This is a genomic window from Pseudomonas sp. NPDC089918 (assembly GCF_050280605.1).
Classification (GTDB): domain Bacteria; phylum Pseudomonadota; class Gammaproteobacteria; order Pseudomonadales; family Pseudomonadaceae; genus Aquipseudomonas.
On record NZ_JBNNVP010000010.1, the window covers coordinates 129,285 to 146,397 of the forward strand.

At 61.3% G+C, this 17,113-nt stretch carries 5 protein-coding genes; 4 read left to right on the top strand and 1 reads right to left on the bottom strand.

From position 1 onward, the window contains the following. The first annotated feature begins 66 nt into the window (after positions 1-66). The 3 genes from ACQKPC_RS10120 (at position 67) to ACQKPC_RS10130 (ending at position 3,036) form a co-directional block, all read left to right on the top strand. Positions 67-861, top strand: a complete 795-nt coding sequence (locus tag ACQKPC_RS10120; RefSeq protein WP_427624347.1) for a substrate-binding periplasmic protein — start codon at positions 67-69, stop codon at positions 859-861. A 173-nt stretch (positions 862-1,034) separates the two neighbouring features. Continuing rightward, the gene (locus ACQKPC_RS10125) at positions 1,035-1,874 is read left to right on the top strand and encodes a sugar-binding protein (RefSeq protein ID WP_427624349.1); all 840 of its coding nucleotides are present in this window, start codon (positions 1,035-1,037) and stop codon (positions 1,872-1,874) included. A 148-nt stretch (positions 1,875-2,022) separates the two neighbouring features. Then, positions 2,023-3,036 (top strand): GNAT family N-acetyltransferase, encoded by a 1,014-nt coding sequence (locus ACQKPC_RS10130; RefSeq protein WP_427624350.1) that lies wholly within the window; start codon positions 2,023-2,025, stop codon positions 3,034-3,036. Positions 3,037-3,190: 154 nt separating this feature from the next. Here ACQKPC_RS10130 and ACQKPC_RS10135 read toward each other — a convergent pair whose 3' ends face one another. Then, positions 3,191-3,739: an RNA polymerase factor sigma-70 gene (locus ACQKPC_RS10135; protein WP_007894994.1), complete on the bottom strand. Its 549-nt coding sequence runs from the start codon at positions 3,737-3,739 to the stop codon at positions 3,191-3,193. A gap of 381 nt (positions 3,740-4,120) precedes the next feature. On the opposite strand from ACQKPC_RS10135, the gene ACQKPC_RS10140 reads away from it, so the two are divergent. Beyond that, positions 4,121-17,104, top strand: coding sequence for a non-ribosomal peptide synthetase (locus ACQKPC_RS10140; RefSeq protein ID WP_427624352.1), 12,984 nt, complete (start codon positions 4,121-4,123; stop codon positions 17,102-17,104). Positions 17,105-17,113 lie beyond the last annotated feature (9 nt).

Below are 17,113 nucleotides of genomic sequence, written 5' to 3' on the forward strand. Positions count from 1 at the left end.
AGTTGGCGAAACCGCCTAGCTTGAATGCATTGATGGATTTTTTTTTTCGGGGAGTAGGCTGTTTTGATGTCTTCGCCAATTCGGACAGCGTCTCGGCTTTTGCTGGCGGCGCTTGCAGTGTGCTGCGTGTTGCCGTCTCAGGCTGCGCAACAGGTGCGGGTCGGTGCCGCGCATTTTCCACCCTATACCGTGCGCCCGGAGTCCGGTGCCGACACCGGTCTGTTGCCGCAACTGGTGGAAGCGCTGAATCAGTTGCAAACCGACTATCAGTTTGTGCTGGTGCCCACCTCCATTCCCCGGCGTTTCAATGACTTCAAGGAAGGCCGGGTCGATATGGCGATTTTCGAGAACCCGGACTGGGGCTGGAAGGACATTGCGCATACCCTTGTCGACATGGGCCTGGAAGATGCAGAAATCTTTGTCGCGCAGAAGCAACCCGGTCGCGATGAGAATTACTTCAAGGACCTGACGGGCAAGCGTCTGGCGCTGTACAGCGGCTATCACTACGAGTTTGCCAGTTTCAATGCCGATCCCAAGTATCTGGCCGAAACCTATAAGGCCACGCTGACTTATTCCCACGACAGCAACCTGCTGATGGTGCTGCGTGGACGAGCGGACATTGCCTTGGTGACACGTTCCTACCTGAGCGATTACCTGCTGCGTAACGAGAAAGTCGGCGAGCAATTGCTGGTGTCGCAGCGCATCGATCAGGTCTATCACCATTACGCGCTGATTCGCCCGCAGGCGCCGATTACCGGTGAAGCATTTGGCAAGTTGCTGCAAGGCCTGCGAAACAATGGCCAGATGCTGAAGATTTTCGACCCTTACAAGATTGCCCTGGTGCCGGTGGGCAAACCCTGAAGGAGACAGTTTCTGAGTTCAGGGGGGGAGCAGACGACCGTTCATCGACTAATCGTGTTCTGCTGTTCGAACGGTCAGACTGACAGTAGACGCTTCGCCCAACGTGGTCTTAGCTCCTTTCCTGTGTCCGACCCCATGGAGGGGTTGGCTCTCATCCAGAAAGGATTTCTGCCATGACAACCCCCTCATTGGTTTCTCTCTCCTGCGTTCCTTCTCCTGTGGTGGCGCAAGCTGTCGACAATGTACTCATTCTGAAAAAGCCTGATGATTCGGCCGGTGTCACGGTCGAGGTGGCGCGTTGGCCGTTCATGGTGGTCAATCAAAAGGCGACGTTGCATGTCTGCGGTCAACAACCCGACGGCTCGCCAGTGATGCTGCGAGTGGCCGACGCCGAGCCCGTCACGCAGCAAGAGTTCACGGAAGGCTGGCGTCGGAATATTGCCTGGGCGTATTTGCAGAACCTCAAAGACCACAGCCATCTCTCGTTTGTTTTTCAGGCCGAGCTGGATGGAGGCAACTGTGCTTGCCCGGCACTGTTCCCGCCATTGTGTCTTGAGGTTCGGGCGCCTTTCGATGACACAACGACCTTCTCGGCAACAGACGGCACCAATAACTGGAATGGCTGGATGAGGGGGGAGGCTGCGACTGATCCACGGGATCTCACCATCACCAAAGATGGGGATATCTACGTATTATTCGACAACACCTACACCAACAACTCTGCCGGGACAGTGTTGAAAAAGACCTTTCAGAAGCTGGAGGTGGGGCGGTCCTATGAGTTCGGGTTGACCGTGCGCAGGTGGAACAACAGCTATTCAGTTCCAGTGCTGTCACTCAACAGCGGATCGCAAGTCATTGCACCCGCGACGGAAATTTCATCAACGGCCTGGGCGCCGCTCAAAGGCACTTTTACCGCGAGCGCGTCACAGATGGAGTTGCAGATCGTTAACCATGTCGCCACCGGAAACGGGAATGACTATGCCTTCCGCGAAATCTGGGTCAGGTCGATCTAGCGCCTGCACAACGTCAATGGCCTGGAACTGACCCAGGCTATGCATGCCACCGCGAACGCTGATTAAGGTTCGCGGTGTTTTTCGTTAAATTTCCATGCCTGGCTCACGTCCCTCAGTTAACTGTCGACGATTACCGTGAGCCCCACCCATGTCCAATCTGAATGACCTGACCACCCTGGCCTTGCCGTCAGGTAACTGTCTTGTAGCCGATGAAACCGCCAGCCGTCTGAGCCTCAGCCTGCAAGGGCAGCCGTTGATCGAACTGCGGCTGACCCGCGAGCCGGAGTTGCATCTGCGGCTGGAGGAGCGCTTCGGCCGTCCTGACGGTCAGGCATTCTGGGCGGCTTGCTATTGGCTGTTTGCCCGTGACGCGGCGTGTCAGCGTCTGACCTGGCAACTCGATGATGTGTCCACCGAAGCCTTGCTCAGCGGATTGCTGATCGCGACCGAAGTCACCGGCCAGTATCGCTGCGAACGCACGCTGTTCTGGCAATTGCCTCAGCCTTGGCTGGGTGAGTCGCGCACCGGCAGTTATCCGCAGCAAATGGTCATCAGTAGCGGCAAGCGCCATCCATTGCGTGCGGTGAAACCCCGTGGTGAGGTGTATCGACGCTTCGATGCGCGGCTCGGTGCGTGGGTTTCCCTGCGTACGGTAGAAATCGAGCATGACCTGGCGCGTTTCAACCGCTGGCAGAACAGCCCGCGGGTGGCGAGTTTCTGGCAGGAGGAGGGCAGTCTCGAGAAGCATCGTGAATACCTGAGCAAGCTCGAAGCCGACCCGCATACCTTGACGCTGATCGGCTGCTTCGATGATCAGCCGTTTGCCTATTTCGAAGCCTATTGGGCCAAGGAAGATCGCATTGCGCCGTTCTATGACGCCGGTGATTACGACCGCGGCATTCACATGCTGGTGGGCGAAGAACATCACCGCGGGCCGCACAAGGTGGCGAGCTGGCTATCGGCGCTGGTGCATTATCTGTTTCTCGATGATCCACGCACTCAACGGGTGGTCGCCGAGCCTCGCGCCGACAACGCGAAGATGATCGGGCATATGCACAATCAGTGTTTCCACTGCGAAAAAGAGTTCGACTTCCCGCACAAGCGCGCGGCGCTGATGGTGTTGGGGCGTGAGCGGTTTTTTGATCGGTGTTCGTTGGCTTGATGCATGAGGCTCAAGACTTGCTTTGGTGTTGAGTCAGCCATCGCGAGCAGGCTCGCTCCCACATTGAATCTCCTGTGAACACGCAATTTGTGAACACCACAGATCAAATGTGGGAGCGAGCCTGCTCGCGATGGGGGCGCCGCGATTTAAAATCTTAACGACGAGCAAAGGTATCCGCACGATTGCCCGACACCTTGCGGCAATGCACCAGCGCGTCACGAATCATGAAGTTCACCAGGGTTGGCGAGACGCCGAGTTCCTTGGCGATGTCTTTTTGCGGTACGCCGTGCAGGCGATACATCTCGAAGGCGTAACGGGTGCGGCTGGGCAGCTCCGTCAGCGCATCGGCAATGTTTTCCAGGGTCGAGAAATTCATGTGCGAGGTTTCCGGCGAAGCGCCCTGAATCACCACATTCAGACCTTCCTCTTCCGGGCCCGAATACTTCTGCTCCAGCGCCTGCTTGCGGTAATGATCGATCGCCAGGTTGCGCACGATCTGGAACAGATAGCTGAGCTGCGCCTTGATTGACGACGTGATCTGCGGCGCCGATTGCAGCCGGAAGAACGCATCCTGCACCACGTCTTCGGCGCGTGATCGGCAACCGGTGATGCGGGCGGCAATCTTGACCAGAATCAGTCGGTTGTCGACGAAGGCCTGAAGTAGCGGTGAATCGCACCTGCTTGTGGATACTTGTTCCGTCATTGGAAATCACCTTGCTGCAAATAGGGTCGTGGGACGACAAGAGGGTCGGAGTCGTCCTACACATCGAGCGACAAATTAGGCTGAATGATAATGATTGTCAATTGAGAAAGAGAATTAATGCTCCACATAAGAGCAGAGTGAGAACGGCGACACGCTGACTCACCTACCTGGCTGCAAGCTTGCCGGCGCTCAAGCTTGGCGACTAATTATTTCAAGACTTCATCCGTTCTCATTGGTGAATGGTTCCGGGCGCAAGCCCCGGCCAAACCAGCATTCCCAAGCCTTGCGCGGTCGGCGAAGACCGCGTCCTGCATGCCCATGAACGGGCGTGACGTACGAAAACCGATTCCACTTGCAAGCCGAATTCAGGCAGGAAACCTCATGACCGACGCGTTCGAACTCCCTAGCACACTGGTCCAAGCCCTTCAGCGCCGTGCGGCCCTGACGCCGGACCGGGTGGCCTTGCGTTTTCTCGCCGAAACCCAGGATCAGGCTGTGGTGCTCAGTTATCGTGAGCTCGACCAACGGGCGCGAACCATTGCCGGCGCGTTGCAGGCCGAGACGTCGTTTGGCGATCGCGCGGTGTTGCTGTTTCCCAGCGGCCCGGATTACGTCGCGGCGTTTTTTGGCTGTCTGTACGCCGGCGTGATTGCGGTGCCAGCCTATCCGCCTGAATCGACCCGTCGTCATCACCAGGAACGTCTGCTGTCGATCATTAGCGATGCCGAACCACGCTTGCTGCTGACCAGCGCCGACCTGCGCGACGCGTTGCTGCAAATAGACGAGGCGCCGCCGCTGCTGTGTGTCGACACCCTCGACAGCGCCTTGGCCGAACGCTGGGTTGCACCGGACTTGCAAGGCGAGCACATCGCCTTCCTGCAATACACCTCCGGTTCCACGGCGTTGCCTAAAGGCGTGCAAGTCAGTCACGGCAACCTGGTGGCCAACGAACTGCTGATTCGCCACGGATTCGGCATCGATCTGAACCCCGACGACGTGATCGTCAGCTGGTTGCCGCTGTACCACGACATGGGCTTGATCGGCGGCCTGTTGCAGCCGATTTTCAGCGGCGTGCCCTGTGTGTTGATGTCGCCGGCCTACTTCCTCGGCCGGCCATTGCGCTGGCTGGAGGCGATCAGCGAATACGGCGGCACCATCAGCGGCGGGCCGGACTTCGCCTATCGACTGTGCAGCGAACGGGTCAGCGAATCAGCGCTGGAACGCCTCGACCTGAGTGGCTGGCGCGTGGCGTATTCCGGTTCCGAACCGATTCGCCTCGACACCCTGGAACGCTTCGCCGAGAAGTTCGCGGCCTGTGGCTTTACCTCGGACAGCTTCATGGCCTCTTACGGCCTGGCGGAAGCCACGTTGTTCGTTGCCGGCAGCCCGCGTGGCCAAGGCATTCCATCGTTGCGTGTGGATGATCAAGCGCTGGCGCAGAACCGAGCCGAACCGGGCGATGGCAGTCCGATCATGAGCTGCGGCGTCAGCCAGCCGGATCACGCGGTGCTGATTGTCGATTCCGTATCGCTCGAAGAACTCGCCGATAACGCGATCGGTGAAGTCTGGGCCAGCGGGCCGAGCATCGCCCATGGCTACTGGCGCAACCCCGAAGCCACGGCCAAGACGTTCGTCCAGCACGCCGGCCGCACCTGGCTGCGCACCGGCGACCTGGGCTTTTTGCGTGACGGTGAGCTGTTCATCACCGGGCGCCTGAAAGACATGCTGATCGTGCGCGGTCACAACCTCTATCCGCAGGACATCGAGCAGACCATCGAGCGTGAAGTGGAGGTGGTGCGCAAAGGTCGCGTGGCCGCATTTGCAGTCAACATCGAGGGTCAGGAAGGCATCGGCATCGCTGCGGAAATCAGCCGCAGTGTGCAGAAAATCCTGCCGCCCGAGGCGCTGATCAAAGCCATCCGTCAAGCGGTGGCCGAGGCGTATCAGCAAGCGCCGAGCGTGGTGGTATTGCTCAACCCGGGGGCGCTGCCGAAGACCTCCAGCGGCAAGTTGCAACGCTCCGCCTGCCGCAATCGCCTGGCCGATGGCAGCCTCGACAGCTATGCGCTGTTCCCGTCGGCAGACATCGCAAACCCATCCGAAACTGAATCGGGCTCTGAGCTGCAAACGTTGATCGGCCAGCTCTGGTGCGAGCAATTGCAGGTCAAGCAGGTCAATGCCGATGATCACTTCTTCCTGCTCGGCGGCAACTCCATCGCCGCCACTCAAGTGGTCGCACGCCTGCGTGAAGAGTTGGGGCTGGAGCTGAATCTGCGCCTGTTGTTCGAATCGCCAACCCTCGGCGCATTCGCTGCCGCGATCGCCCGGCAACAACAGGATGGCGGCCAGGCTCAAGGCGCGATCACCACGCTGTCGCGCAGTGACGCCATGCCGCAATCCCTGGCACAAAACCGTCTGTGGATCACCTGGCAACTCGACCCGCAGAGCAGCGCCTATAACATTCCCGGTGCCTTGCGCCTGCGTGGCGAACTGGACGAAGACGCCTTGCGCGCCAGTTTCCAGCAACTGATCGAGCGTCACGAATCCCTGCGCACGCGGTTTTTCGAGCGTGATGGCGTAGCCCTGCAACAGGTCATTGCTGCCGGCGAATTCAACCTGCAAGTAATCGACATCAGCGACCTGCCAGTCGCCGAGCGTGAAGCCCGCGCGCAGCAAATCCGCGAGGACGAAGCCCGCACCCGGTTCGATCTGGAAAAAGGCCCGCTGCTGTCGGTGACCCTGGTGCGCCTCGGCGATGAAGACCATCAACTGCTGGTGACGATGCACCACATCATCGCCGACGGCTGGTCGATGAACGTGCTGATCGACGAATTCTCGCGCCTGTACGCGGCCGCTTCTCAAGGCCAGACCGCCAGCCTTCCAGCCTTGCCGACGCAATACGCCGACTTCGGCAGCTGGCAGCGTCAGTGGTTGGCGCAAGGGGAGGGCGAGCGTCAACTCGCTTACTGGAAAGAGCAGTTGGGCGTTGATCATCCGACCCTGAGCCTGGCCACCGATCATCCGCGCTCGGCGCAACACACTTACAGCGCAGCCCGTCACACGCGGCGTTTGGACAAGCGTCTGAGCGATGCCATTCGCCAGACTGCCCAGGCCCATGAATCGACGCCGTTCATGCTGTTGCTCGCGGCGTTCCAGAGCCTGTTGCACCGTTACAGCGGCCAACGCGACATCCGCATTGGCATACCGAATGCCAACCGTCCGCGTCTGGAAACCCAAGGGCTGATCGGCTTCTTCATCAACACCCAGGTGCTGCGCGCCGAGGTGGATTCGCGACTGCCGTTCGTTGAGTTGCTGGCGCAAACCCGTCAAGCCGCATTGGGTGCGCAAGCGCATCAGGATTTGCCGTTTGAACAACTGCTCGAAGCTTTCCCGCAGGCCCGCGAGCAGGGTCTGTTCCAGGTCATGTTCAACCACCAGCAACGGGATCTCAGTGCCCTGCGTCGCTTGCCGGGACTGCTCGCCGAAGAGCTGCCGTGGCACAGTCGCGAAGCCAAGTTCGACCTGCAACTGCACAGCGAAGAAGACCGCAATGGCCGCCTGAGCCTGTCGTTCGACTACGCCAGCGAGTTGTTTGACGCGACGACCATCGAGCGTCTGGCCGAGCACTTCAGCAACCTGCTGCGAGCCATCTGCGAACAACCGACGACCGCCATCGGCGACCTGCAACTGCTGACCCCGAGTGAGCACGATCAACACTCCGTCTGGAGCGCCGCACCCTGCACCCCGGCCAGTCAATGGCTACCTGAGTTGCTCAACGAACAAGCGCGCCAGACCCCGGAGCGCACCGCGCTGCTGTGGGATGGCGGCAGCCTGGACTTTGCCGAACTGCACACCCAGGCCAACCGCCTGGCGCATTACTTGCGCGACAAAGGCGTCGGCCCGGACGTGTGCGTGGCCATCGCCGCCGAGCGTTCGCCGCAGTTGTTGATTGGCTTGCTGGCGATCATCAAGGCCGGTGGCGCTTATGTGCCGCTGGACCCGGACTACCCGGCCGAGCGCCTGGCCTACATGCTCAGCGACAGTGGCGTTGAGTTGCTGCTGACCCAAACCGGGTTGCTCGATCGCTTGCCGGCCACCGATGGCGTCAGCGTGATTGCCATGGACGCGCTGCATCTGGAGAACTGGCCAAGCCATGCGCCGGGTCTGCACCTGCACGGCGACAACCTGGCCTACGTGATTTACACCTCTGGTTCCACCGGTCAGCCGAAGGGCGTTGGCAATACTCACGCGGCCCTCGCTGAACGGCTGCAATGGATGCAAGCTGCCTACCGTCTGGACCAAACCGATGTGCTGATGCAAAAAGCGCCAATCAGTTTCGACGTGTCGGTGTGGGAGTGCTTCTGGCCGCTGATCACCGGGTGCCGCCTGCTGATCGCCGGCCCTGGCGAACACCGCGATCCGCACCGCATCGCGCAGCTTGTTCAGCAGTACGGCGTGACCACACTGCACTTCGTACCACCGTTGCTTTCCTTGTTCATTGACGAACCGCTCAGCGCCGAATGCACCAGCCTGCGCCGGCTGTTCTCCGGCGGCGAAGCCTTGCCCGCCGAACTGCGCAACCGGGTGCTAACGCAACTGCCGGCGGTGCAACTGCACAACCGCTATGGCCCAACCGAAACCGCGATCAACGTCACCCACTGGCATTGCACAACGGCTGATGGCGAGCGCTCGCCGATTGGCCGGCCATTGGGCAACGTGTTGTGCCGCGTGCTCGACAGCGACCTCAACCCGGTACCGGCCGGTGTGCCGGGTGAACTGTGTATCAGTGGTATCGGTTTGGCCCGTGGCTATCTGGGTCGCCCAGGTCTGACTGCGGAACGCTTTGTGGTCGATCCGCTGGGCGAGCAGGGCGCACGTCTGTACCGCACCGGTGACCGTGCTCGCTGGACCGCCGACGGCGTGATCGAATACCTCGGTCGTCTCGATCAGCAAGTCAAACTGCGTGGTTTTCGTGTCGAGCCGGAAGAAATCGAAGCGCGTCTGTTGGCGCAGTCTGGCGTCGCCCAAGCGGTGGTGCTGGTGCGCGAAACGGCGGCGGGCGGACAGTTGATCGGTTACTACACCGCCACTGAAACCAGCGAAACCATCGATGCTCAAACCACCCGCCTGAAAGCCGCACTCGCCGCCGAGCTGCCGGAGTACATGGTCCCGGCGCAACTCATGCGTCTGGACGAAATGCCCCTGAGCCCAAGCGGCAAACTCGATCGCCGCGCCTTGCCGCAGCCCCAGTGGCAAGTCCGCGAGCACGTTGAACCGGTCACCGCCCTTGAGCAACAGATCGCCGGCATCTGGCGCGAGGTGCTGGGACAAACACAGATCGGCCTGCGCGACGACTTCTTCGCCCTCGGCGGCCATTCTTTGCTGGCCACGCAAATCATCTCCCGTACCCGCCAGGCCTGCGACGTCGAGTTACCGCTGCGGACGCTGTTCGAGGCCAGTGAACTGGGCACGTTTGCCGAACAGGTTCGCTTGATCCAGGCCAGCGGCAAAACCAACAAACAGCCGCCGATCGAGAAGGTCGACCGCAGCCAACCGGTGCCACTGTCCTATTCCCAGCAACGCATGTGGTTCCTCTGGCAGATGGAACCGGACAGCCCGGCCTACAACGTCGGCGGCATGGCGCGGTTGCGCGGCGTGCTGGATGTCGGGCGTTTCGAAGCGGCATTGCAAGCGTTGATCATGCGTCACGAAACCTTGCGTACGACGTTCCCGAGCGTCGACGGCGTGGCCCGGCAACAGGTTCATCCCGACACCCGCCTGCGCATGGACTGGAAGGATTTCACCACGCTGGATGCCGATGGCCGCGAATGGCAGGTCCAGCAACTGGCCGATGACGAAGCCCATAAACCTTTCGATCTGGAAACCGGACCGCTGCTGCGTGCTTGCCTGGTCAAGACCGCCGAGCAGGAGCATTACTTCGTCCTGACCCTGCACCACATCGTCACCGAAGGTTGGGCGATGGACATCTTCGCCCGGGAACTGAGCGCGCTCTACGAAGCCTTCGTCGATGACCGAGATTCGCCGCTGCAACCGCTGCCGGTGCAGTACCTGGATTACAGCGCGTGGCAGCGGCAGTGGTTGGAATCCGGCGAACGTCAGCGCCAGCTCGATTACTGGACCGCGCAACTGGGCCGCGAACATCCGCTGCTGGAATTGCCGGCCGATCGTCCGCGTCCGCCGGTGCAAAGCCATCAGGGCGAACTGTTCCGCTTCGATCTGAGTGATGACCTCGCGGCGCGGGTTCGTGCCTTCAACGCTTACAACGGTCTGACCCTGTTCATGACCATGACTGCCGCGCTGGCGGTGTTGCTTTACCGCTACAGTGGCCAGACCGATCTGCGCATCGGTGCGCCGGTGGCCAACCGCATTCGCCCGGAAAGCGAAGGGTTGATCGGCGCGTTCCTCAACACTCAAGTGCTGCGTTGTCAGCTCGACGGGCAGATGTCTGTCGGCGAGTTATTCGAGCAGGTTCGTCACACCGTGATCGAAGGCCAGTCCCATCAGGACCTGCCGTTCGATCATCTGGTGGAAGCCTTGCAGCCACCGCGCAGTGCGGCTTACAACCCGCTGTTCCAGGTGATGTGCAATGTGCAGCGCTGGGAATTCCAGCAGAGCCGGACCCTGGCCGGGATGACGGTCGAGTACCTGGCCAACGATGCGCGAGCGACCAAGTTCGACCTCAATCTGGAAGTCACCGACCTCGACCATCGCCTCGGTTGCTGCCTGACCTACAGCACCGATTTGTTCGATGAGCCGCGCATTGCGCGCATGGCCGGGCACTGGCGCAACCTGCTGGAAGCGTTGCTCGCCGACCCACAACAACGCCTCAGCGAACTGCCGTTGCTGGAAGCCACTGAACAGCAAAACCTGCTCGACAGCCTCGGCATTGAGCCGGGCGAGCATCGCCTCGATCAATGCATCCATCACCTGTTCAGCGAACAGGCGCTGGTGCGCAAGGACGCACCGGCCCTGACGTTCGCCGGGCAAACCCTGAGCTACGCCGAGCTCGACAGTCGCGCCAATCGTCTGGCCTGGATGCTGCGCGAGCGCGGAGTCGGGCCACAGGTGCGGGTCGGTTTGGCGCTGGAGCGTTCGCTGGAGATGGTCGTCGGCCTGCTGGCAATTCTCAAGGCGGGCGGCGCCTATGTGCCGCTGGACCCGGAATACCCGCTGGATCGCTTGCACTACATGATCGAAGACAGCGGCATCGGTTTGCTGCTCAGCGATGCGGCGATGTTAGCGGCCCTCGGTGAATTGCCGGCCAGCGTTGGCCGCTGGTGCCTGGAAGAAGATGCCGTCGAACTGGCCAATTACCCGGCCACTGAGCTGCCGTTTATCAGCCTGCCGCAACATCAGGCATACCTGATTTACACCTCGGGCTCCACCGGCAAACCGAAAGGCGTGGTGGTGTCCCACGGTGAAATCGCCATGCACTGCCGCGCAGTGATCGAACGCTTCGCCATGCGACCCGACGACTGCGAATTGCACTTCTATTCGATCAACTTCGATGCTGCGACCGAGCGTCTGCTGGTGCCGCTGTTGAGTGGCGCGCAAGTTGTCCTGCGTGCGCAAAGCCAGTGGGATGCAGAAGAAATCTGCGGGCTGATTCGTCGCCACAACATCAACATTCTTGGTTTCACCCCGAGCTACGGCAGCCAGTTGGCGCAATGGCTGGCGACCCAGGGCGAAACCCTGCCGGTGCGCATGTGCATCACCGGCGGCGAGGCGTTGACCGGCGAACACCTGCAACGGATTCGCGCGGCGTTCAAACCGAGCCTGTTTTTCAACGCTTATGGCCCGACTGAAACCGTGGTCATGCCGCTCGCCAGCCTGGCGCCCGAGCAATTGGAGGAGGGGCTGGGCAGCGTGCCGATCGGCAGCGTGATTGGCGCTCGGGTGGCGTACATCCTCGACGCCGATCTGGCGTTGGTGCCGCAAGGCGCGACGGGCGAGTTGTACGTCGGCGGTGCCGGCCTGGCGCAGGGGTATCACCAGCGTCCGGGCATGACTGCCGAACGATTTGTCGCCGATCCTTTTGCAGCGAACGGCGGGCGTCTGTATCGCACCGGTGACCTTGTCCGTCAGTGTGCCGATGGGCGGGTCGAGTACCTCGGCCGGATTGACCATCAAGTGAAGATCCGTGGTTTCCGTATCGAACTGGGCGAGATCGAAACCCGTTTGCTGGAACACGAGTCCGTGCGTGAAGCGGTTGTTCTGGCACTCGATGCGCCGAGTGGCAAGCAATTGGTCGGCTACCTGGTCACCAACATCGCCGAACAGGATGAAGCGCAACAAACTGCATTGCGCGAAGCGTTGAAGGCGCACCTCAAAGCGCAGTTGCCGGATTACATGGTGCCGACGCACTTGATCCTGCTGGCCAGCATGCCGCTGACCGCCAACGGTAAACTCGACCGTCGCGCGCTGCCGGCCCCGGACCCGGAGTTGAATCGTCAGCAGTACGTGGCGCCGAGCAATGAACTTGAGCTGACCCTGGCCGGGATCTGGTGCGAAGTGCTGAACGTCCAGCAGGTCGGCCTCAACGACAACTTCTTCGAACTGGGCGGCGATTCGATTCTGTCGATCCAGGTGGTCAGCCGTGCGCGGCAGCAGGGCATCCACTTCAGCCCGCGTGACCTGTTCCAGCACCAGACCGTGCAGACGCTGGCCGCCGTCGCGACCCGCACCGAGCAGATCACCGCCGAGCAAGGCCTGCTGAGCGGTGAATCGCGTCTGACGCCGATTCAGCATTGGTTCTTCGATACCGACATTGCGCAGCGTCAACACTGGAACCAGGCGTTGCTGCTGGAGCCGACCGTGGCGCTCGAGCCTCATCGTCTGGAGCAAGCGCTGCTGGCGGTGATCGAACAGCACGACGCCTTGCGCCTGCGTTTCACCGAGGTTGACGGCCATTGGCAGGCCGAGCACCAGGCGGTTTCCGACGCTGCCGTGCTGTGGCAGGTGCACGTGGCGGCCATGGACAACTGCGCGGCGCTGTTCGCCGATGCCCAACGCAGCCTCGACCTTGAGCAAGGGCCGCTGATGCGGGCGCTGCTGGTCGACGATTCCGAGGGGCAACAACGGCTGTTCATTGCCATTCACCACCTGGTGGTGGACGGGGTGTCGTGGCGGGTGCTGCTGGACGATCTGCAAACGGTTTATCGTCAACTCGAGTCCCGACAGTCGGTAAAATTGCCGTCGAAAACCAGTGCTTTCAAGGACTGGGCCGCACGGTTGCAGGCTTATGCCGGCAGCGAATCCCTGCGTGAAGAATTGAGCTGGTGGCAGACGCAACTGGCCGGCCCAAGCGCTGAATTGCCCTGTGATCGTCCGCAGGGTGGTCAGCAAAATCGTCACGCGCAAACCGTCAGCGTGCGCCTCGATAGCGAGCGTACCCGCCAACTGCTGCAACAGGCGCCGACGGCCTATCGCACTCAGGTCAATGACCTGCTGCTGACCGCATTGGCCCGTGTGGTGTGCCGCTGGAGCGGTCACGAATCGGCGTTGATTCAACTCGAAGGCCACGGTCGCGAAACCCTGTTCGACGAGATCGACCTGACCCGCACCGTTGGTTGGTTCACCAGCGCTTATCCGCTGCGTTTGACGCCTGTGGCAGAGCAGGGCGCCTCGATCAAAGCGATCAAGGAACAACTGCGCGCGGTGCCGCACAAGGGTTTGGGGTATGGCGTGCTGCGTTACCTGGCCGATGGCCTGTGCCGTCAGACCATGTCCGCGCTGCCGGTGGCGCCGATCACCTTCAACTACCTGGGTCAGTTCGACCAGAGCTTCGGCGGTGATGCGCTGTTCCGGCCGCTGGATGAACCAGTGGGCGCGGCCCACGATCCACACGCGCCGCTGCCCAACGAGCTGAGCGTCGACAGTCAGGTGTATGGCGGTGAGTTGGTGCTGCGCTGGACCTTCAGCGCCGAACGCCATGACCTGCAAACCATCACCGAACTGGCAGAGGCGTATCTGGGCGAATTGCAAAGCCTGATCCAGCATTGCCTGAGCGACAACGCGGGCGGACTGACGCCGTCGGACTTCCCGCTGGCCAGACTGACTCAGCCGCAACTCGACGCATTGCCCGTCCCGGCGGCGATGATTGAAGACGTCTACCCGCTGACCCCGATGCAGGAAGGCATGCTGCTGCACACCTTGCTTGAACCGGGCACCGGCCTCTACTACATGCAGGACCGCTACCGCATCAACAGCGAGCTCGACCCGCAACGTTTCGCTCAGGCCTGGCAAGCGGTGATCGCCCGTCACGAAGCCTTGCGCGCCTCGTTCTGCTGGAACGTCGGCGAAGACATGCTGCAGGTGATCCACAAACCGGGCAGCACGCCGATCGAATATCTGGACTGGAGCGCGGTTGCCGAAACCGAGCAAGAGCCGAAGTTGCAGGCGCTGCTGAAAAACGAGCGCGAGGCCGGGTTCGATTTGCTCAACCAGGCACCGTTCCACCTGCGCTTGATCCGCGTGGGCGCGGCGCGTTACTGGTTCATGATGAGCAACCACCACATCCTCATCGATGCCTGGTGCCGTTCGCTGCTGATGAATGATTTCTTCGAGATCTACACCGCCCTCGGCGAAGGCCGGGAAGCGCAACTGGCTGTGCCGCCGCGTTATCGCGATTACATCGGCTGGCAGCAACGCCAGAGTCTGGCCGAAGCGCGGCAGTGGTGGCAGCAGAAGCTGCGAGGTTTCGAGCGCACCACACCGATTCCGAGCGACCGGCCGTTCCTGCGTGAACATGCCGGCGACAGCGGCGGCATGATCGTCGGCGACCGCTATGCCCGACTCGATGCCCGCGATGGTGCGCAACTGCGCGAACTGGCCCAGGCCCATCAGCTGACCATCAACACCTTCGCCCAGGCGGCGTGGGCGCTGGTGCTGCGTCGCTTGAGCGGCGATCGCGACGTGCTGTTCGGCGTCACGGTGGCCGGGCGTCCGGTGGAAATGCCGCAGATGCAGCGCACCGTCGGGCTGTTCATCAACAGCATCGCCCTGCGGGTGAAAATGCCCGAGGACGATCAGCGTTGCAGCGTTCGGCAGTGGCTCACTGGCTTGCTCGACAGCAACATGCAGCTGCGCGAGTACGAATACCTGCCGCTGGTGAGCATTCAGGAAAACAGCGAACTGCCTAAAGGCCAGCCGCTGTTCGACAGCCTGTTCGTGTTCGAAAACGCCCCGGTGGAAGTCTCAGTGCTGGACCGTGCGCAAAGCCTCAACGCCACCTCGGATTCGGGCCGCACCCACACCAACTTCCCGTTGACCGCGGTTTGTTATCCGGGCGATGACCTTGGCTTGCACCTGTCCTACGACCAGCGTTATTTCGATGAATCCACGGTCGAGCGCATGCTCGGCGAATTCAAGCGCCTGCTGCTGGCGCTGGTCGAAGGCTTCCATGGCGACATGGCCGATCTGCCGCTGCTGGGCCTCGAGGAACAGGACTTCCTGATTCATGGCTGCAACCAGAGCGAACACGACTATCCGCTGGAGCAGAGCTATGTCTCATTGTTCGAAGCGCAGGTTGCCGAGCATCCGCAGCGAGTTGCCGCCAGTTGCCTGGATCAGCAGCACAGCTACGTTGAGCTGAACCAGCTCAGTAACCGTCTCGGCCATGCGCTGATTGCGGCCGGCGTCGGCCTGGATCAACCGGTGGCGCTGCTCGCCGAACGTAACCTCGATCTGTTGGGCATGATCATTGGCAGCTTCAAGGCCGGTGCCGGTTACCTGCCGCTGGACCCGGGCCTGCCGAGCCAGCGCCTGAGCCGGATCATTGACCTGAGCCGCACGCCGTTGCTGGTTTGCTCTCGGGCGTGTCGTGAACAAGCCGTCGCACTGCTGGAAGAGTTCGGTTGTGCCAACCGACCTCGATTGCTGGTCTGGGAAGACGTGCAGGCGAGCGATGTTTCGATTGCCAATCCGGGCATTTACAGCGGCCCGGACAACCTCGCCTACGTGATTTACACCTCGGGTTCCACCGGTCTGCCGAAGGGGGTGATGGTCGAGCAGCGCGGCATGCTCAATAACCAGTTGAGCAAGGTGCCATACCTGAAACTGAGCGACGCCGACGTGATCGCCCAGACCGCTTCGCAAAGCTTCGATATTTCGGTCTGGCAGTTCCTCGCCGCGCCGTTGTTCGGTGCTCGGGTGGACATCGTGCCGAACAGCATCGCCCACGATCCGCAAGGCTTGTTGGCTCACGTTCAGAGCCAGGGCATCACCGTGCTGGAAAGCGTGCCGTCGCTGATTCAGGGCATGCTCGCCCAGGACCGCATGAGCCTCGATGGCCTGCGCTGGATGCTGCCGACCGGCGAAGCGATGCCGCCGGAACTGGCGCATCAGTGGTTGCTGCGTTATCCGCAGATTGGTCTGGTGAATGCTTACGGTCCGGCGGAATGCTCGGACGACGTAGCGTTCTTCCGCGTCGACCTGGCCTCGACACGTGGCAGTTATCTGCCGATTGGCACGCCGACCGACAACAACCGTTTGTACCTGCTCGATGGCGCGCTGGAATTGGTGCCATTGGGAGCGGTGGGTGAGTTGTGCGTGGCCGGCATCGGCGTGGGTCGTGGCTATGTGAGCGATCCGTTGCGTACTGCGCAAGTGTTTGTGCCGAACCCGTTCGGCGCACCGGGGGATCGCCTGTATCGCACCGGCGACCTGGCCCGACGTCGCAGTGATGGCGTGCTGGAATACGTCGGGCGTATCGACCATCAAGTGAAGATCCGCGGTTACCGCATCGAACTGGGTGAAATCGAGGCCCGTCTGCACGAGCAACCGGAAGTTCGCGACGCGGCGGTGGGTGTGGAGGAAGGCGTCAACGGCAAGCATTTGGTCGGCTATCTGGTCGCAGCGGAGTCGGCGCTGAATCCGAACGAACGACTGGAGCGTATCAAGCAACGTCTGCGCGCCGAATTGCCGGAATACATGGTGCCGCTGCACTGGTTGTGGCTCGACAAGCTGCCGCTCAACGCCAACGGCAAACTCGATCGCAAGGCCTTGCCGGCACTGGAGATTGGCCAGTTGCAGAGCCAGGACTATCAGGCGCCGCGCAATGAGCTGGAGCAGACCCTGGCCGATATTTGGGCTGAGGTGTTGAAGGTCGAGAAGGTCGGCGTGCGTGACAACTTCTTCGAACTCGGTGGGCATTCGCTGCTGGCCACACAGATCGCCTCGCGGGTGCAAAAAGCCCTGCAACGCAACGTGCCGCTGCGGGCGATGTTCGAGTGCAGCACGGTGGCGGAGCTGGCCGAGTACATCGACGGGTTGGCGGCGAGCGACATTACCGAAGATAAGGTGGATCGGTTGAATGACCTGATGGCGGAGTTGGAGGGCCTGTAATTCTCTAGC

Coding starts and splice junctions, on each gene's coding strand:
- ACQKPC_RS10120 (WP_427624347.1), top strand. CDS start 67: ATGTCTTCGCCAATTCGGACAGCGTCTCGGCTTTTGCTGGCGGCGCTT.
- ACQKPC_RS10125 (WP_427624349.1), top strand. CDS start 1,035: ATGACAACCCCCTCATTGGTTTCTCTCTCCTGCGTTCCTTCTCCTGTG.
- ACQKPC_RS10130 (WP_427624350.1), top strand. CDS start 2,023: ATGTCCAATCTGAATGACCTGACCACCCTGGCCTTGCCGTCAGGTAAC.
- ACQKPC_RS10135 (WP_007894994.1), bottom strand. CDS start 3,739: ATGACGGAACAAGTATCCACAAGCAGGTGCGATTCACCGCTACTTCAG.
- ACQKPC_RS10140 (WP_427624352.1), top strand. CDS start 4,121: ATGACCGACGCGTTCGAACTCCCTAGCACACTGGTCCAAGCCCTTCAG.